This window comes from Adlercreutzia sp. CNCM I-6215 (assembly GCF_977072315.1).
This window is the reverse complement of record NZ_CDRVMA010000004.1, coordinates 55,509-73,176: the sequence shown is the minus strand read 5'-3', so window position 1 is coordinate 73,176 and position 17,668 is coordinate 55,509. Positions and strand designations below refer to the sequence as shown.

The following is a 17,668-nucleotide window of genomic DNA, read 5'->3' as shown; positions in this document are numbered from 1 at the left end:
GATGTGTCTAGCGGGCCTCCACCTTGTCGAGGAGTTCCTGTCGGTTGTTGACCAGGGCCTTCTCGTAGATGTGGCGCACGTGGGTCTTCACGGTGCCCGTGGTCACGAACAGCTCGTTGGCGATGTAAGGAAGGGTGCGACCGCGCACCAGAAGTGCCAGGATCTCCGTCTCGCGGGCCGTTAGTCCTGCAGCCCGTGCAAAAACAGCGGCGGAATCTTCTCCCTGCGCTCCGACGCCAGCGGCAAAATCACCATTCGGCAGCGTTGCAGCCTCGGTGGTGCCGCCGTCCTCAAAGAGCCGTTCTCCTGCCGCAACACCAGAAGAGCCGCGTCCGGCAGCAGCATCATTAACCCGATCGGCGCCTCTCGTTTCGGCTTCCATTTCTTCCGTACCGCCGTCTTTCTCCTCGTTCCCCTCTTCCCCCACCTGCGCGGCTCGGGCCACCACCATGAAGAACAGCGCGAGCACACCGGCGCCGCATACGGCAGACAGTAGCAAGGGCGTCTCTCCCGCCATCTGAAACAGCAGCTTGCCGACGAGGTTCCCCGCGAGCACCACGGCGCTGATCAGCGCTTGGCCCACACCGAAGGCCACCAAGGGGGACAGGCCCTGAAGACGGGTGCTGCGCGTCACCACCACATAGACGAGCGGCTGGAAGAACAGCGTGCAGCCCTGAACGAGCGCCCCTCCGACCGGCACCGCCGCCGCGCCGAGCACCAGAATGGCCACAAGACCCACGACGCTGAAGGTGACGGTGATGCGATACAGCTGCGCTACGGAGAAGGCCGCCCGCTCAGCCGTCAGGGGCACGAGCGCCATGGTGGCGATGCAGGCGCAAAGAGCGATGCCGCCCGGGTAAAGGCTGTCGGCCCCCTCGTAGGAAGTGCCCATGATGACCGAGGCCATCACGTTGCCCACAAGGGCCGCCACGGCAATCACCCCCAGCGAGCGCCACGGGAGCGCATGCAGCTCGCGCGAACCGGCCGTCACCTCGCCGGGAGCCTTCCCCGAGGAACCCGGCAAACCCGCTATGTCGGTGGAGAGAGCAGAGGAGGGGAACACCTCGGGAGCAAGTCCCGAACGTGCCGAGGCATCCCAGAACCAGAGGCCCCAGGAAGCTATGGGCAGAAAGACAACAACGACCTGGGCCGCCACGACAAAGGGCGTTGCGACGTAAAGCAAGAGAATTGCGAAATAGATCCCATAGGCCAAGAGGAACGAGACCATGACGACTGCCGACACATCCCTTGACTCCAAGGAGTAGCGGGCGCCCCAGGCGCAGCCGAGCAGCGTTCCCGCAACCCCGCATATCGCCCCGCAGCCGACGAGGGGCCATGGCGCGTCGATCGCCACCGTCAGCGGAAGCAGCGCGCTCGCCAGCGCGAGCAGCGAGGCGCACACCAGCAGCACGCCGCGCCCCACCGCAACGGAGCGCTTCCGCAAAGCGAGGACGATGGCCACAGCGGCAACCACCACCGCACCTTGGGAGACGAAGAAACCGACTTCGATGCCGACGCCGCCGACCGGTCGCTCGGCGGGAATGAGCACAGGGCTCAGATACGCCAGAAACCCCCAAGCCCACAGGCAGGCCGAGCCGAACACCGCCCGGCCCCAGCCCACGCGGCGGGCGCCCCGCACCGCCTCGGCACCTTCTCGTTCATTTAGCACAGCCCCAGCCACCACACGCTCCTCTCTTGAACTGGAGTAAGTATCGCACAGATCAGCGCGGCCATCACGAACAACCACGGGAGACGACATGGCTTTGACCTGCGTTTTCTCAAATATCTACCGTTTCGGTAGATGGGGTTAGCGCACCTGGCGAGCAAAGATAGGGCCACCGCGTTGAGGCTCCGGCAAAGGGCCGGCACCCGACGCCGAGAGACACGATGGAGGGAACATCATGACCGAATGCACCCAACCCAGCACCCCGTCCGCCCCGTACCCCACGGGCAGCTCGAACCCCGCCGCGGCGCCTTTCGTGAGCCGGCGCGGCTTCCTCTCCGGCGCGGCCATCGCCGCCGGGGCCGCCGCCCTCGCAGGCCTTGCGGGCTGCGCGCCCAAGACCCAGGCCGAAGTCGCGGGCGAGACCATCGCCGCCGACGATGCGGCGACCGGCGGCGCCATGCAGACCACCGATCCCGCCAAGGCCGTCTGGCCCGTGGTGGAGGAAGTGGAAGTGGGCTCGGCTGGCGAGGGAGTGGTCGCTTTTGTGGCGGAGCCCATCGCCACCGATGAGATCGTCGCCACCCACGACGTGGACGTCGTCGTCTGCGGCCTGGGACCGGCCGGCGACGCCGCCGCTTTGGCCTGCGCCGAGCAGGGCTTGAAAACCGTGGCCGTAGAGAAGCAGAATCGCGGCAACTACAACTCGGCCACCATCGGCGGCACCAACTCCGAGCTGCACAAGTTCTGGGGCATGGAGTACGACACCACCGAGTGGATGTCCGACGCCATGATCGGCTGCTCGTTCCAGGCGGACATGACGCTGTACCAACACTACCTCGAAAAGAACGGCGAAGCCGTGAACTGGTACATCAGCCACTTCGACAACCAAGACTTCAACGACTACCCCCTCACCTTCGCCGCCGGCGACTTCCCCGACTTCCGCGAGCAGTACGACTCCACGGCGCTCAGCCGCTCGTGGAACACCTCGCTGAATCTCCCTTATCCTCCCGGTGAGCTGGCCGATACCCTCGCCGGCATTCTCACCGAGGCCGGCGTCGAGATCCGCTACGAGACCCCGGCCTGCCAGCTGGTGACCGATGATGCGGGCTCCGTGACCGGCGTCATCGTGAAGAGCGCCGATGGGTACGAGCAGTACAACTGTGCCAAGGGCGTCGTGCTGGCCACCGGCGGCTACGAGTTCAACCAGCAGATGCTGAAAGAGCGCTGCCGCCCCCGTGGCGTGCCGGGCCGCTGGCTCACTGGCGCCTTCGGCAACACCGGCGACGGCCTTCAGATGGGCGTGGCCGTCGGCGCTGCCGAGGATGAGTTCCCGCAGTCCATCATGCTCGATCCCGAGCAGCTCATGCCCTTCGTGCGAGTGAACAAACTCGGTAAGAGGTTCACTCCCGAGTACGACCCCTACGGCCAGCTGGCCATGGCCATCCAGTACCAGCCCGGCACCTACGACTTCTACATCGTCGACAGCGCCCTGGATACCAAGATCGACAAGATTTGGACGCCAAGTTCTTCCTGCTACGGGCCCAAGGAGCAGTGGGTAGCTGCTGCCCAGAGCGAGAACGCCTTCAAGGCCGACACCCTGGAAGAGCTGGCCGAGCTCATGGAAGTGCCCGCCGACACCTTCGTGGAGACCATCAACCACTGGAACGAGATGTGCGCCGCCGGCGCCGATACCGACTTCGACATGCCCGGCACCATGATGATGACCATCGACCAGCCGCCCTTCTACGCCACCAAGGAGTACGCCGACGGCCTGTGCACCACGGGCGGTCTCATCGTCGACACCGAGTGCCGCGTGCTCGACAAGGATCGCCAGCCCATCGAGGGCCTGTTCGCGGCAGGCATCGTGTCCGGCGGCATGTTCTACAACACCTATCCGCACCACCTGAACTGCCTCTCGCACACGCGCAACTGCCTGATGGGCTACACCATCGGCCAGGTGCTGGGCGCCAAGCAGTAGCGAACCCTCGCACTCACCTATCTCGATAGGGCGCCTTCCCTCCCTGCGCCCTGCAAACGAAACGGGCGGCCGCCAAGCGCGTGCCGCCCGCTTCGTTGTCGCGGCCGATGCACAACCGGCCCCGCATCGTCCCCCTTCTACCCGCGCACCGCGTCCGAGGGCACGATAGTCATCGATTGGAAGCGATCGGCCATGTAGGCGTCGCCGAACTCGTGATCGTAGAACTGCTGGAGAGGCGTGTCCACCGGGTCGTGGGACAGGCGCATATACCAGCAGTCGAGGGCCTGCAGGGTCATGACGGCATCCACCAACATGAAGCAGGCGGCCACAGTGGTAAGCATATAACGCCAGTTCCACGGAATGAAATTCACGAGCCGCAGCATGAACGGCAACAGCAGCTTTATCCACACCACGCCGAGCAGCCCCCAGCAGGCCATGAACGGCAGGCACGTGCGGCCGCCGAACAACGATCCGGGCATGTTGGAGTAATCCCAGGCCACCGCGCCAAACGCGTACTGCATGAACAGGCTCACGAACGCCTCGAAGGCACCACCGATGACCGCCGCCACCAGAAAGATGACGAGCCAATTGCTTTTGTGGAAGCGGTTGAGGAAGATGGTCATAAGTACCGCGCCGCAGCCATAGATAGGCGAGAACGGGCCGAACAGCAGCCCCGCGCGGTCTTGCCATTGGCCTGGCACCACGAACAGAAAGTGGACGATCTCCTCCATGAGCAGCCCCAGCACGCTGGCCACGACGAAGATCCAGAACAGGTTGAAGAAGTTCAGCGTGATGTAGCCCTTGCCCGAGGGGTCGCGACCGAGCGTCCCGGCCTCCCCCTCCGCGTGCTCCTCGGCCTCGCGGGCCTTGCGATGGGCGCGACGTTCTTCGAGCAGCGAGGGGTCAAGGTAGCTCTGCAGCGCCACCGTGACTGCGAAACCGACGCCGTAGGGAATAAGCTCGTAGCCAATGCCGGCCAGCATGATGGAGCACAGAGCCCCGGCCAGAAGAAGCACGTACAACCCGTAGGAGAGCAGCGCCGCCCAGCGCCGCTGGTTGCGGATGAGGCGCACGCCGAACACAATGAGCGTGACGGCGAGGGCCACCAGCACGGCCAGATTCACGAAGGTAACCACGATGGTGGAGATGCCCTCGCCGCGCATAGCCGCAGAGTCGAACATGGTCACAGCTTGATACATGGTCTTCGCGATGACCGGCAGCGCGACGCCCGAGCCGATAATGAGCAGCACGCCGAACACGCGCAGCACCACTGGCAGACGCTTCTTGTCGGCGGGGCTGGCGAATTCGGCAGCGATAGTGGCCGCGGTCTCATCAAGGGCGTGCTTTTTCTCGGCCAGAGCCTCCTTAGCGTCATCGACAATGACGCTCGGGTGCTCCACGGCGCGCACGACATCGCGGGCCTCGTCGGCGGCGTGGGCGAGCTTTTCCTCGGCCGCATGCACGATGCGCTCGGGGTGGCGCGCGTCGTCTAAGGCCTCGCGGATCTCTTCTTTGTCGCGAGCAACGTCGGCCACCAGCTCGGCATGATCGTTATGTAGCTGGTCGTGCCACTCGCGATGAGTTTCAGCCACGTCGGCCTTCTCGAATTCCACGGCCTTCTCAAGGTCGTCCCGCAGGTCGGCCTCGGCCTTGTGCGCGGCCTCTTCCAGGTGATCTACATGGCGTTTTTCATCTCCCATGGCCGGCCTCCTTTTCCCTGAACGCATGTCTCGGCATCCAGTGTAAAGGGGCGCTCTGTGAAACCATGACCAGCTGACGCAACGTCTGCCAACCCGATAAGCCCTCGTTATGCAGCGGTTACGGGAAACAAGCGGCCGGCGGCCTACCCCCAGCAGGCGATGAACATCGCAATGCCCACGAACACGACGGCCAGCCCCATAACGGCCATAATGTCGCTCAACTTGTGCACGTCAGCCTCCTCGCGCTCGTTCTGCTCTGATTCTCTATCTACTAGACGTTTGGGAAGCCCGCTTTGTTGCACGCCCCACCCACCTTCCACAAAAGCAGCACGAACCAGAGAACGCCTCGACCGCGAAAGAGGGCTACGAAGAAACGCGCGGGACAAGAACGTCGACCAGGCGCCTCGCCAATCTAGCGCCCGAGGATCCCGTCGGTGTAGGCGTTGCGCGGGTGCACTTGGGCGGCATCGCGAGCGTTCGCCAGCTTCAGGGCGATAACGCGCCACGGGCTGCAATCGAGATACGCAACTTCCATGGCCGAAAGATCGGCATTATCGATGCCGTCCTGCTCGGCGAAGCTGTTACGGTAAATGACGAAGGCGTAGCGGATTACGCGCGTCTCACCCGGCATCAGCGTGTCATACCCGCCGGCAAGGCCCACTATGAAGTCATCGCCACCAAGAGGATACAGCGCTGCTTGAGCATCCAAAACGGCCGCGATCGCCTCAGCGGCGCTGCTGGCAGCAACCGCACTGGCCTCCTTTTTCCTAAGTCGTTACTGGCGCGAAGCCGCCATGAAGCGCGAAGCAGAGCGTTTGCAACTGGCGAAAAGCGGCTACGCTGACTCGCAGCTGGCCGACCCGGAGGTGCCGCAAGAGCCTGATATCGAAGCCCTCTGCGCCAAGGCCGCCCGCACCTACGACCTCACCCGCCGCGAAGAGGATGTGCTGCGCCTCCTCGTTGAAGGGCGCACGGCACCGCAAATCGCCGAGGAGCTCGTCGTCTCGCCCAACACCGTGAAAACCCACGTGCGCAACCTCTATCGAAAGCTCGGCATCAACCGCCGCGCCGACCTCGCCTGCCGCCTCGAAAGCTAAAAGCGATCCTTGCTAGAAATAGCACGCGCTGACATTATCCAAGCTCTAACTTTAAGAGAGACCGCTCGTAGATGTCCTTCCTTTCGACTGCGACGTCAAGACTGTCGGTAGCCCATAGTCAACACACTTAAGAAAAAGCTGGAAGACTCGCCGAAATCAACTATCGCAAAATTTGCGACAGTTCGCAGCGCCATCGCGCAATGCCCCCTAATCCCCGTAGGGGATGACGCCCGTGAAGGGGTAGGAACCGTCGGTGGCTATGAGGAGGTAGTTGTCGGCGCCGCCGAACTCGTCGTCAGAGGCGTCGATGACGTACACGTTGGCGAAGTGACCGCGCAGGCGCTCCACCTGGGAGAAGAGGCGGTACATGGCGTCGCCAGTGTATTCCACGACACAGTTAGCCATGAGTAGGCCGCCCGGCGTCAAGTGCGCGCGGGCGCAAGCAATGCCCTCGTCGCTGGCGAAGAACGGCACCGCCTCGCGCCCGACGAAAACGTCGTTGATGATGGCATCGTAGGGGGCGCCGTCCGACCGCCGCAGGAACGCCTCGCCGTCTTCCACGAAGATGCGCAGATCGTCGGCGCGGCCCTCGGCAGCCAGCTGCATCTCCAGACGATCAAGGAAGAAACGTTCCCGGGCGATTTGCACCATGGCCGGATCGATTTCCACCACGTCCAGCGCAACGCCCGGATGCTCCAGCAGCAGCTGCTTGGGATAGGCGAACCCAGCGCCGCCGAGCATGAGCACGCGGTTTACGACCAGCGGATCCGGCGCCTCGGAAAGCGCCGCCTCGAAGAGGTGGTCGAAGGATCGCAGGTACGCAAAGGGGCACGTCGCCCAACGCTCGTCCAGATAGGTCGCCGACTGCAGCACCCCGCCCACGTTCAACATGCGCACAAGCGATCCGTCCTCCGCCGGCATCGCATACACCGCCGCCTCCCCGAACCGAGAAGGAAACACCTCGCGCTTCCCCGCGCGCCCGGCGACCCTGTCCCACCAATCCGCCAGCACCATCGCCCCTTTCCGAGCCTGCAACTGCGACCACGGCCGAACCTTATCGCACTCTGTGCCACAGTATCGCACAGAAACCGCCGTGTTAGTTTCAGTTGCTTGCCTGATCGGGCGGCAATCGCTACGGTTGAAAGGAGAATGAGATCATCGGCGACAAGGAGGGCCTTGTGCTGGCCGTCGCCTTCTACGCCATACCAGGGCTCTCGGGTTCCATAGCGATCCAAGAAGCGGCGATCAACCGTACTATCATAGACTACGAGCTCAACGGCCAGGCAAGCCAGTTCGTCATCGACCTAGACGCCTACGACCCCACGACAGCCATCGGCTGCACCGGCTCCCCCGCCATAGCCGGCGCCGTGAACGCCCAGCAGTTCTACAACATCCCAGGCAGCGCCAGCGAATTCGAAGAGGCCGTCTGCGCCTACATAGAAGACCACGGCGGCACCGTCACCTCCGTAGAGACGATCTCGGAGTCTTAGCTAGATTATTAACGGCATATCAGCGAATCTCGGGGACTCGTTCGGCCAGCCCCCTGGAAACTCATCTAGCAGAGCACCTAGCCTCAGCCTTCCCATTGTCCTCGACAGCACCTGGTACCACCAGCCCGCAGCTACGATTCCTCATTCGACGGCGTCAGCACCTGTCACGATTTCGCGGGGTGCCGTTGTCTGTAGCGCAATGCACCTTCAACTTCGGAAACTGCAAAAGCCCAGATCATAGCCATGGGATATCTTGGTCGTCGGAATCGGCGTAGAAGCAAACTGAGTAAGGCACATCGTCATTGGTAGGATCATCGTCTTCGCGACTGGCGGCGGGGAGCCATAGCTCGTGGCGAAGCACGGTGCCGCCCATCGCCTCTATGGCTTGATTCGCGCGTTCGGACAGCGCATCCAGGCCGCCCGGCTTCTTGAGAAGCTCCGCTGCATCCATGGCCTCCGCCATACCCGGCTCCCCAGCGCAGCCAATAACACACTCATGATCCTCGGGATCCAGGAAAAGTCGCATCGACTTCTCCTCGCCATCGAGGCGATAAACGATCTTGCAGTAATCCGGGTCGTCGGCCACGCTGTCCCACCATATCACGTATGAGAACTGCTGGTTTGGCAGCCAGACGAAAAGTCCGAAGGCCAGCGCCATAGCCGCCGCGCCGACGAACACCCATTTGAGGGAGCGCACGAGGCGATCGAGCCGTTGCGACTCACTGGTAATGCGCTCATCAAGAAGAGAGGTCTCCCACGCAAGGTCGTCCGGCTTTTTCTCCGCCATCGCACTCTCCCCCAGCAGTTCAGCGGCGCTCACTCCGAGGGCGCGGGCCAGGGCCACAAGCGAATCGGCGTCGGGAACCGAGGTGCCACGCTCCCACTTCGAGACGGTCTGGCGCACCACGTGGATGCGCTCGGCCAACTCGTCCTGACTCAATCCCTGCTCAGTGCGCAGCTTCTTGATGGTGTCCTTCAGCATGGCGCCAGCCCTTCTCGGAAACGTTCTCACCGCTTCACCGTAACAAGAAAGCTCCGCATGCGCAAGCAACGATGCTTAACAAAGGATCGCTGAACTGGTACTTCATAGACCGGCGTGCCGGAGGAACCATCCTCCGGCACGGAGTTCGCCGCAAGCCAAGAAAGCAAGCTGGTTCTACAAAGCCGCGGTGGCAATGCAGCCGGCGAGGACGAAGACGGCGACGGCGAGCAGGGCGACGGCGCAGAGCGTGGTGATCATGATGGGCTCCTTTCGCTCGGGCGGGACACGGGCTGGGCGATGTGCTCCCAATTGAGCCTTTCGGCGGTTCCGCATCCCCCAATTTCGATGGTTCCATCATGGCAGCATCCACTTACGCTGCCGTTGCGCGTATCTTACGGTTTTGCCGTTTAAGCGCCGGCCTTGGCGAGAAAGATGTCGGGGTCGAGATCCTCCCATGAGGCGATGAGGAAGTCGGCGCGCTCGAAGAGCTGGTCGCGGGTGCCGGAGATGTCGTTGTCGTAGATGGCGCCAGTGCGGTAGCCGGCCGCGCGCAGGGTGTCCAGGGCGTAGGCGGCATCTTCGAAAGCCCAGGTGTGGGCGCGATCAGTGCCGAGGAAGCTGCGGGCGTGGTCGTAAACAGCCGGTTCGCGTTTGCTCGTCTGCAGGTCGTCCACAGACACGACGGTCTTCATGTAGGGGGCGAACCCACAGCGTTCCACGCACGTGGCCAGCATGTCGGCCGGCGTGGACGAGGCTACCGCCATGGGCACGCCACGCTCGTGCAGGGCCTGCACGAAGGCCAGCGCGCCCGGACGAGCCTCCACTTCGTTGGCGTAGAAGGCGCGCATGCGGTCGAAGATCATCTCGAGCACCGCCTCGTTGCTCTCGCCGAGACCGCATTGCTCATGTAAATAGGCGCTGGCCTCGGGCAGCGACATGGTGGTGATGGCTTCGGCGTCGGCCTCGGTCAGCGTGATGCCGGCCTCGGCCGCCAGGGTGCGATCCACCTCATGCCACGCTCCCATGGAATCCACCAGCGTCCCATCGCAATCGAAAATGGTGCCGATCACTTATTCCTCCACGCGGATGACGGAAGGCGTGTCCAGCACCACGTTGTCCAGGGCCAGGGCCTCTTCCAGAGCCTCGCGGATGTCGCGCTCGCGGCAGCGGTGGGTGACCACTACCTGGTCGACGCGCTCGGCGCCGGAGCGGCCGCGCTGCACGATGGACTTCACCGAGATGTTGTGACGCGCGAACACACCGGCCATGGTTTCCAGAACGCCCGGACGGTCGGTCACCGAGAAACGCAGGTAATAGCGCATGACCAGCTCGTCCATGGGCAGGATGGGCAGGTCATCGGTGCAGGCGCAGCCCACAATGGGAGCCACGCCCTGCTGAATGTGGCGCGCAACTTCCAGCACGTCGCCCATGACGGCACTAGCCGCGGCACCCGCGCCGGCGCCCTCGCCGAAGAACATGGTCTCGCCCACAAAGTCGCCCACCACGTAAATGGCGTTGAACACGCCGTTCACGGTGGCCAGCTGGTGGTTCGTCGGGATCATGGTGGGATGCACGCGTACATCGACCCCATCCTCGCGGCGATGGGCGATGGCCAGAAGCTTGATGACGTAGCCCATGTCGCGAGCAGCCTCGATATCCACCGGCGAGATATTCGTGATGCCGTCGGTAAAGACATCGTCCAAGGTCACGCGCGAGTTGAAGGCGATGGAAGCCAAGATGGCGATCTTCGCCGCCGCGTCGAACCCGCCCACGTCCGCCGTGGGGTCGGCCTCGGCGAAGCCCTTCTGCTGCGCCTCATGCAGGGCATCCTCGTAGGACAGGCCGTTGTCGGCCATGCGGGTGAGCATGTAGTTGGTGGTGCCGTTCACAATGCCCATGACCGAGGTGATTTCGTTGGCGATGAGCGAGTGCTTCAGCGGATCAATGATGGGGATGCCGCCGCCCACGGACGCTTCGAAGGCCAGTTCCTTGCCAGCAGCCTCGGCGGCTTCCATAACCTCCTTGCCGTGGGTGGCCATGAGTGCCTTGTTGGCCGTAACCACGTTCTTGCCGGCAGCGAGTGCGTTCAGCACGACCGTGCGGGCGATGGTGGTGCCACCGATGAGCTCCACCACGATATCGATCTCGGGATCGTTGATGATGTTGTTGAAGTTGTCGGTGAACAGGTGGCCGACCCCGTGGGCCTCGGCCTCGGCCGGCGACAGCGAGCACACGCGCGCCAGTTCGATATCCACGCCGAAGTGGCGCAGGAAGTCGTCCTTGTGCTTCTGGATGATGTCGATGCACCCACCGCCAACGGTGCCGGTGCCCACCAAGCCGATTTTCACTGCCATGTTACGTCCTCTCCCGAGCGCGAAAGTTCTCTGTGATCGGACGATTATACAAGCACCGCGAAGGAAGTCGTGCATCAGAGCGGGGAGAGGGCGGTTTCCCAGACCTCTGCGCGCCCCCTGAAGAACGCGGCCATTAAGAAACAGCTTCCACGTCAGCAGCAACGATGTCGGGATAATACCGACTTATGTGCGTTCCTTTCGCTGTTTCTTTTGCCGCATTCGGAAGGGGATAAAGCGCGCAGCGGGCTGGGAAACCGCCCTCTCCCCGCTCCACCATCAGCTTCTACGCGAAGATCTCTTTCTCAACCACCAGGTCATTCTTGATATGCCCCACGAGCTTCTGCAGCGCGTCGATGCAGTTGGGGCGGATATCGGCGCCGATGAGCACGTACATGAGCGAATCGCCCACCTCGCAGCGCCCCTCGTTCAGCCAGGTGCGCACATAGTAGACGCCGGGCCAGGTGAGCGCCTCGGCCTCGGCGGCGGCCAGACCCTCCGCATCATAGGAGAACTCGACGGCCACCACCTCGCCCAAGCCTTCCACGCCTTCGCGCACCTGGGCCTTCGGGGTGATACGCACCACGCCGTTGTGGGTGAGGAACATGCCGCACTGGGCCGCCGCCGGATCAGCCTTAGCCTCGCGCAGCCACTGATCAACGGAAGGTTCGGTCTTAGCCATCTCGCGTCCTTTCGTTCGGAGCTTTCCAAAGTAGAGCATTTCGCTCGACATTATCTGTCGCCGAGAATATACCACAGGAGCTGGAACCTCGGCCGCACGCCGCCATTCCCTCCCAATTATCACACGGAAGGCCGCCGATTTTAAGCGCTTGAAACAGAGCCTTGTTACCATAGGCGCCAGACCATGAGAGACCTGCGCCGCCGCAACGCGGCGCTGCAACACGCCGAGAAAGGACACGGCCATGAGCTTGCCCGCCTCAGACCTGACGAAGAAGCCCGATATGCGCACCACCATGGAGCTGGGCGCCGTGCTGCCCGAGACCGCCGAGGTGCGCGACGACCACCTGTTCATCGGCGGCGTCGACATGGTGGAGCTGGCTCGCAAGGAGGGCACCGCGCTCTACGTGTTCGACGAGGCCGACCTGCGCCACCGCATGGAAACTTACCGCGAGGCCTTCCGCAGCCGCTACGAGAACTCCGACATCATCTACGCGTCGAAGGCGTTTCTGAACAAGGAAGTGCTGCGCATCGCCGAGGCCGAGGGGCTGTGCCTGGATGTGTCCGGCGGCGGCGAGCTGGCCTGCGCCCGCTCGGTGGACTTCCCCATGGAGCGCGTGTTCGTCCACGGCAACAACAAGACGCCCCGCGAACTGGAAGAGGCCATCTCCGCCGGTGTGGGACGCATCGTGCTGGACAGCCGCATCGAGCTGGCCCGCGTGAACGAGATCGCCGGGCGCCTCGGCGTGGTGCAGGACGTGTACATGCGCATCACCCCCGGCGTAGAGGCCGACACCCACGAGTACATCCGCACCGGTTGCGAGGACTCGAAGTTCGGCTTCACCATGCGCGAGGACTTCGCCTTCAAGTGCGTCGGCGACGTGCTGGCCGCCGAGAACGTGCGCCTGGTGGGCCTGCACTGCCACATCGGCTCGCAGATCTTCGCGCTGCACTCCTTCCGCGAGGCGGCGGCGGTCATGGTGGAGTTCATGGCCCGCATCCGCGACACCTACGGCCACGAGATCACCGAGCTGGACTTGGGCGGCGGCTTGGGCATCGCGTATTTGGCCGAGCATCAGCCCTCTTCCATCGACGACTTCGCCGAGGTCACCTGCTCGGCGGTGCGCGATTTGTGCGCGCTGCACAACCTGCCGTTGCCGCGCCTTCTGGTGGAGCCGGGCCGCTCGCTGGTGGCCCCGGCCGGCGTCACGCTGTACACCGTGGGCATCTTGAAGACGCTGCCGGGCATCCGCAAGTACGTGGCCATCGACGGCGGCATGTCCGACAATATCCGCACGGCGCTCTACCACGCCGACTACGAGCCCACCATCGCCAACAAAGCCGGGCAACCCCGCGAGGAAATCGTCACGCTGTGCGGCAAGCACTGCGAGAGCGGCGACGCCGTGGTCATCGACATGCCCCTGCAGAAGGCCGACCTCGGCGACATCGTGTGCATGTTCGGCACCGGTGCCTACAACATGACCATGGCCAGCAACTACAACGGACAGCCCCGCCCGGCCGTGGTGTTCGTGCGCGACGGCGCATCGCGCGTGGTCACCCGCCGCGAGACCTACGAGGACCTCTACCAGCGCGACCTGTAGGGCACCGGCTTCTTGTCGGTTTTATTGCGGCGGGTTGGCGGAACCGTAATAAGGAACTGTTCACACCCTGGCAACGAAACCAGCTTGCTAAGGTGAAGGCAATCGCGGGAAGCGGCACCCACCCTCATGCCCATTTCCGCTCGTCCCTTGAGGCTCTGGGGCTCGCCGTTGACGCGAGGCCTTGCGCCGCACGTTCAGGATCGAGGCCAAGCCCTATGAATGCCATTTACCTGCGCAGCAGCGTCCGTCAGTACACCGACGAGCCGGTGGACATCCGAGATATCGAGAAGCTGATGCGTGCCGCCATGGCCGCCCCCTCCGCCGTGAACCAGCAGCCCTGGGAATTCTACATCGCGCGGGACGAGACCACGCGTCTGGCTCTGGCCGCTTCAAGCCCCTACGGCACGCCGGCCAAACTCGCCCCCTGCGTCATTGTGGCGTGCCAGCGCACCGAGGGCCTGCGCGCGCCGCAAGACGCCTCCTACGACATGAGCGCTTCCGTGGAGAACATCCTCATCGAGGCCGCCAACCTGGGCCTAGGCGCCGTGTGGCTCGGCATCGCGCCGGAGAAGGATCGCATGGCCGCCGTTGATGTGGCTCTGGGAAGCCCGCGCGGCGTTACGCCCTTCGCGCTCATCGCCGTGGGCCATCCCGAGCACAAACCGGAGCCCAAAGGCCCCACGCGCTACGACGAGACGCGCGTGCATTGGATTTAGAATGCACCGTCATCTCAGCCGATGAGGGCGGACTAAAGTCCGCCCCTACGGAAGCGTTGACAGACTCGGCAGGACACGGCGCCGCAGGAGCATCGGTCAGGCGCCCTTGGCGCGGCGCTGCTCGGCACGACGGGCGCTGTTGCGCTCGGCGGTGACGTCGCTGAAGGCGCGCGTGAGCCCGCGCAGGGCATTCAGCATGATCGTGCGGTCCTCCGCAGGCGTTCCCATCACGCCGTCGCGCAAAATCGCCCACTCGCGGCCGCCCTCGAAGAGTTGGGAGGCATCAGTGATGCCGGCCGCCTTCAAAGCGGCGAACAGCGCGTTCACCATGGCCTCGCGCTCGCTGCCATCCAGCGAGGCGAGCCAGCGATCCAGCGCCTCGGCGCGACGCTGCGTGCGCTCGGGAAGCTCGGGGAGCGTGGCGAAGGCCCTTGGTGCCTCGCGCATCCCGTCTGCATCCCGCACCTCGCCCGCATCGCGCGCACGTTCTGCATCGCGTGGCCCCGGCGCCCCATCCGCGCCTTCCACGACCCAGTGGAACACCGAGTGCTGCTCGAAGCCGCGGCCCGTGGCCTGCACCACGTTTGTCGGCATCGCCGATTCCATGAGGATGCCCACCATGGAATCGGCCGGCACCTGCTTGGTCATGCGGCCCGCAAGCGGCGCGTAGTCGGTCGCCGTGAACAAACCGGCCTTGAATCCGGGGCCGTCGTGGTTGTACAGGTGAGCAATGCGGCCTTGCACCTCCGGCGCCGCCGCGAGCGCCGCGTACTCGGCCAGGTTGCCGCCCTTGGAATGGCCGCCCAAAATGAGGGCCTCGGGCAGTCGCGGATCAGCGGCCACCGCCGCCAGATAGCGGGCCGCCAGCGCCTGGGCCTCGACCGGCGCCTGATAGGCCATGTTGAAGTCCTCGCGCCACCCGGTGAGCGTCGTGTCGGTGCCGCGAAAGCCCACGTAAGCGAAGCGCCCGGGGCACACGTAGGTTGTGGCGGCGAACTGCAAATCACGCACCTCGTCGAATGCGGCCGCATGATCGTAGATGAGCACGTCCCGAAAACGCGGACTCGCGGCCATCCAGAACAGCTGCTGCTTCATCTGCGCTGCGTGCATACCGGAAAACATCGCAGGAAACAACTCGGCTCGCATGAGATCGACGAACCGTACGGGAGCCACGGGGGCCTTCGCATCCTGCGCCACTTCCGCCCGATCGCGCTCGGCTGCCGCAGAAGGCTCCGCAGCACGCTCGCTCGCATGCCTGCGCAGCCGCCCGAGCAGACCGCGCAGCTCGCTTAAAGGCCCGCAGCCCTCACGTGCCTTCGAAGACGCAGTTTCCGAAGCCTCCCCGCTGTACACCTGCGGCATAATCCCCTCGCCGCGCACCATACAGAACTGCGCGAGCAGCGCCGAGTCCACGGCGTTGAAGGGCACCTCGTCGAAAGGGGCAAGTTGAGTTTGCAAGTATGTGAGCACATCGTTCATGACTGCATTATGAGGGCGCCGCTTTAAGCCGCACGGTCGCCTCCCCCACCAGACACAGAGCCGTTGCCAAAGCTGCCTCGCATCACCATGACCCTCCCGCTTATCTTCCGCTACAATGACGCTGCAATTTCGTTCAAAACGCTTGGAAATCCCGCATCAGGAAGGTTCCCATGGCCACCGATACCACCTCCACTTCCCCGGCTTGCGCCTCGGACAGCAACGCCAACGCCCCCGCGTCGGCCACCGCGCCCCGCGAGCACTTCGCGAGCCGCCTCGGCTTCATCCTCATTTCGGCCGGCTGCGCCATCGGCCTGGGCAACGTGTGGCGCTTCCCCTACATCGCCGGCGAGTACGGCGGGGCGGCCTTCATTGTGCTTTACCTCATCTTCCTCGTCATCTTGGGACTGCCCGTCATGGTCATGGAGTTCGCCGTCGGCCGCGCCTCCCAGCGTTCGGCCGCCCAGGCCTTCGACATCCTGCAGCCCTCGCGGCGCTGGCACTGGTTCTCCTGGTGGGCTTACATCGGCTGCATGCTACTCATGATGTTCTACACCACCGTCTGCGGCTGGATGCTCGCTTACATGGCGAAAATGGCCACGGGCACCTTCGTCGGACTCGATCCCGATGGCGTCGCTGGCGTCTTCGGCACCATGCTCGCCAACCCCTCCGAGATGGTGGGCTGGATGCTCGCCGTGGTGGTCATCGGCTTTTTCGTCTGCAGCCTGGGCCTGCAGAAGGGCGTCGAGCGTATCACGAAAGTGATGATGATCGCCTTGCTCGGCGTCATGGCGCTGCTCGTGGTGCGCTCCGTCACGCTGCCCGGCGCCGACGCGGGCCTGGAGTTCTACCTGGTACCCGACTTCGGCAAGATGTTCGCCGGCGGCCTGGCCGGTTTCGGGGACGCGGTGTATGCGGCCATGGGCCAGGCGTTCTTCACGCTGTCGCTCGGCATCTCGGCCATGGAGGTCTTCGGCAGCCGTATCGGCAAGCAGAACTCGCTCACGGGCGAGGCCCTGCGCATCTGCGGCCTGGACACCGCCGTGGCCATCCTCGCGGGCCTCATCATCTTCCCCGCCTGCTTCGCTTTCGCCGTCGCCCCCGACCAGGGCCCCTCGCTCGTGTTCGTCACCCTGCCCAACGTGTTCAACCAGATGCCTTTGGGGCAGCTGTGGGGCACGCTGTTTTTCGTGTTCATGAGCTTCGCGGCGCTCTCCACCATCATCGCCGTCTTCGAGAACCTCATCACCTTCACCATGGAGAAATGGGGTCTCGACCGCAAGCGCGCCCTCGCGCGCACCACCGTGCTCGTCACCGTGCTGAGCCTGCCCTGCGCCCTGGGCTTCAACGTGCTTGCCGGCATCACCATTCCGGGCATCGGCGACATTCAATCCATCGAGGACTTCATCGTGTCGAACAACCTCCTGCCGCTGGGTAGCCTCCTGTACGTGGTGTTCTGCGTGTCGCGCAGGGGCTGGGGCTGGGACAACTTCCTCGCCGAGGCCGACGCCGGCAACGGCGTGAAATTCCCGCGCTGGAGTCGCGGCTGGCTCACGTTCGGGCTGCCCGCACTCATTATCCTCATCTTCGTCATGGGCTACGTGCCGAAGATCATGATGTGGGCGGGTTTGGCATAGCAGCTTGGCGTAGTGGTTTGGCGCAGCGGTTTGGCGTAGTTCGGGGAATTCCCTAAGCATCGCCGATTTCACCTCGACGTTGGCGAACCCTTCCGCTATACTGCACTGGTGCCCCTGAGCCCGAGTGGTGGAACGGCAGACACGACGGTCTCAAAAACCGTTGCCGAAAGGTGTGCGGGTTCAAATCCCGCCTCGGGCACCATCGAAAATCAACGGCCCCGTCCCCTCGGGGCCGTTTTGCGCTCCCCTGTGGCCGATAGTCCTGCTCGCGCGAAATCGTCCGCGCTTCCTATGAC

The 17,668-nt window shown here is 64.0% G+C and carries 17 protein-coding genes and 1 tRNA gene; 7 read left to right on the top strand and 11 right to left on the bottom strand.

Going from position 1 to position 17,668, the window contains the following annotated elements:
- Positions 1–7 precede the first annotated feature (7 nt).
- Positions 8–1,681, bottom strand: coding sequence for a response regulator transcription factor (locus ACW4LP_RS04445; protein ID WP_455803496.1), 1,674 nt, complete (start codon positions 1,679–1,681; stop codon positions 8–10).
- Positions 1,682–1,901: 220 nt separating this feature from the next.
- Between ACW4LP_RS04445 and ACW4LP_RS04440 the strand changes: the two genes are divergently transcribed.
- Positions 1,902–3,644: an FAD-dependent oxidoreductase gene (locus tag ACW4LP_RS04440; protein ID WP_455803495.1), complete on the top strand. Its 1,743-nt coding sequence runs from the start codon at positions 1,902–1,904 to the stop codon at positions 3,642–3,644.
- A gap of 137 nt (positions 3,645–3,781) precedes the next feature.
- On the opposite strand, the gene ACW4LP_RS04435 is transcribed toward ACW4LP_RS04440, so the two are convergent.
- The 3 genes from ACW4LP_RS04435 to ACW4LP_RS04425 form a co-directional block, all read right to left on the bottom strand.
- On the bottom strand, positions 3,782–5,344 hold the full coding sequence (locus tag ACW4LP_RS04435) for a putative ABC transporter permease (protein ID WP_455803494.1): 1,563 nt from the start codon (positions 5,342–5,344) through the stop codon (positions 3,782–3,784).
- Between the two features lie 143 nt (positions 5,345–5,487).
- A complete protein-coding gene (locus tag ACW4LP_RS04430; protein ID WP_022741004.1) occupies positions 5,488–5,646 on the bottom strand; it encodes a hypothetical protein in 159 nt (52 codons plus the stop codon).
- A 110-nt stretch (positions 5,647–5,756) separates the two neighbouring features.
- Positions 5,757–6,053, bottom strand: coding sequence for a hypothetical protein (locus tag ACW4LP_RS04425; RefSeq protein WP_114549177.1), 297 nt, complete (start codon positions 6,051–6,053; stop codon positions 5,757–5,759).
- An 85-nt stretch (positions 6,054–6,138) separates the two neighbouring features.
- Here ACW4LP_RS04425 and ACW4LP_RS04420 point away from each other — a divergent pair, with 85 nt between their 5' ends.
- On the top strand, positions 6,139–6,441 hold the full coding sequence (locus tag ACW4LP_RS04420; RefSeq protein WP_114540437.1) for a response regulator transcription factor: 303 nt from the start codon (positions 6,139–6,141) through the stop codon (positions 6,439–6,441).
- A 207-nt stretch (positions 6,442–6,648) separates the two neighbouring features.
- Here the strand turns inward: ACW4LP_RS04420 and ACW4LP_RS04415 are convergent, their stop codons facing one another.
- On the bottom strand, positions 6,649–7,452 hold the full coding sequence (locus ACW4LP_RS04415) for a spermidine synthase (protein ID WP_455803493.1): 804 nt from the start codon (positions 7,450–7,452) through the stop codon (positions 6,649–6,651).
- A gap of 167 nt (positions 7,453–7,619) precedes the next feature.
- On the opposite strand from ACW4LP_RS04415, the gene ACW4LP_RS04410 reads away from it, so the two are divergent.
- Positions 7,620–7,931, top strand: coding sequence for a hypothetical protein (locus ACW4LP_RS04410; RefSeq protein WP_173114617.1), 312 nt, complete (start codon positions 7,620–7,622; stop codon positions 7,929–7,931).
- Between the two features lie 235 nt (positions 7,932–8,166).
- Here the strand turns inward: ACW4LP_RS04410 and ACW4LP_RS04405 are convergent, their stop codons facing one another.
- The 5 genes from ACW4LP_RS04405 to ACW4LP_RS04385 form a co-directional block, all read right to left on the bottom strand.
- Positions 8,167–8,913, bottom strand: coding sequence for a helix-turn-helix domain-containing protein (locus tag ACW4LP_RS04405; RefSeq protein WP_173114620.1), 747 nt, complete (start codon positions 8,911–8,913; stop codon positions 8,167–8,169).
- A gap of 174 nt (positions 8,914–9,087) precedes the next feature.
- On the bottom strand, positions 9,088–9,222 hold the full coding sequence (locus tag ACW4LP_RS04400) for a hypothetical protein (protein ID WP_269434840.1): 135 nt from the start codon (positions 9,220–9,222) through the stop codon (positions 9,088–9,090).
- 98 nt (positions 9,223–9,320) lie between these two features.
- Positions 9,321–9,983: an HAD family hydrolase gene (locus ACW4LP_RS04395; protein WP_114549180.1), complete on the bottom strand. Its 663-nt coding sequence runs from the start codon at positions 9,981–9,983 to the stop codon at positions 9,321–9,323.
- Complete coding sequence (locus tag ACW4LP_RS04390; RefSeq protein WP_455803492.1) at positions 9,984–11,267, bottom strand: homoserine dehydrogenase; 1,284 nt, start codon at positions 11,265–11,267, stop codon at positions 9,984–9,986.
- Between the two features lie 283 nt (positions 11,268–11,550).
- Complete coding sequence (locus tag ACW4LP_RS04385; protein WP_237974203.1) at positions 11,551–11,946, bottom strand: molybdenum cofactor biosynthesis protein MoaE; 396 nt, start codon at positions 11,944–11,946, stop codon at positions 11,551–11,553.
- A 241-nt stretch (positions 11,947–12,187) separates the two neighbouring features.
- Between ACW4LP_RS04385 and lysA the strand changes: the two genes are divergently transcribed.
- Positions 12,188–13,543 carry a diaminopimelate decarboxylase gene (lysA, locus tag ACW4LP_RS04380; RefSeq protein WP_451916993.1) on the top strand — a complete coding sequence of 452 codons (1,356 nt, stop codon included), beginning with the start codon at positions 12,188–12,190 and terminating at the stop codon, positions 13,541–13,543.
- 215 nt (positions 13,544–13,758) lie between these two features.
- The gene (locus ACW4LP_RS04375; protein ID WP_161127717.1) at positions 13,759–14,259 is read left to right on the top strand and encodes a nitroreductase family protein; all 501 of its coding nucleotides are present in this window, start codon (positions 13,759–13,761) and stop codon (positions 14,257–14,259) included.
- A 96-nt stretch (positions 14,260–14,355) separates the two neighbouring features.
- Here the strand turns inward: ACW4LP_RS04375 and ACW4LP_RS04370 are convergent, their stop codons facing one another.
- A complete protein-coding gene (locus ACW4LP_RS04370; protein ID WP_417757961.1) occupies positions 14,356–15,717 on the bottom strand; it encodes an Mbeg1-like protein in 1,362 nt (453 codons plus the stop codon).
- Between the two features lie 191 nt (positions 15,718–15,908).
- On the opposite strand from ACW4LP_RS04370, the gene ACW4LP_RS04365 reads away from it, so the two are divergent.
- Complete coding sequence (locus tag ACW4LP_RS04365) at positions 15,909–17,372, top strand: sodium-dependent transporter (RefSeq protein ID WP_455803491.1); 1,464 nt, start codon at positions 15,909–15,911, stop codon at positions 17,370–17,372.
- A gap of 118 nt (positions 17,373–17,490) precedes the next feature.
- Positions 17,491–17,574 (top strand) — tRNA-Leu (locus tag ACW4LP_RS04360).
- Positions 17,575–17,668 lie beyond the last annotated feature (94 nt).

Excerpts from the sequence above, each read along its gene's own strand:
- ACW4LP_RS04385 (WP_237974203.1), bottom strand. The coding sequence starts at position 11,946 with ATGGCTAAGACCGAACCTTCCGTTGATCAGTGGCTGCGCGAGGCTAAG.
- ACW4LP_RS04365 (WP_455803491.1), top strand. The coding sequence starts at position 15,909 with ATGGCCACCGATACCACCTCCACTTCCCCGGCTTGCGCCTCGGACAGC.
- ACW4LP_RS04440 (WP_455803495.1), top strand. The coding sequence starts at position 1,902 with ATGACCGAATGCACCCAACCCAGCACCCCGTCCGCCCCGTACCCCACG.
- ACW4LP_RS04390 (WP_455803492.1), bottom strand. The coding sequence starts at position 11,267 with ATGGCAGTGAAAATCGGCTTGGTGGGCACCGGCACCGTTGGCGGTGGG.
- ACW4LP_RS04420 (WP_114540437.1), top strand. The coding sequence starts at position 6,139 with ATGAAGCGCGAAGCAGAGCGTTTGCAACTGGCGAAAAGCGGCTACGCT.
- ACW4LP_RS04375 (WP_161127717.1), top strand. The coding sequence starts at position 13,759 with ATGAATGCCATTTACCTGCGCAGCAGCGTCCGTCAGTACACCGACGAG.
- ACW4LP_RS04405 (WP_173114620.1), bottom strand. The coding sequence starts at position 8,913 with ATGCTGAAGGACACCATCAAGAAGCTGCGCACTGAGCAGGGATTGAGT.
- lysA (WP_451916993.1), top strand. The coding sequence starts at position 12,188 with ATGAGCTTGCCCGCCTCAGACCTGACGAAGAAGCCCGATATGCGCACC.
- ACW4LP_RS04435 (WP_455803494.1), bottom strand. The coding sequence starts at position 5,344 with ATGGGAGATGAAAAACGCCATGTAGATCACCTGGAAGAGGCCGCGCAC.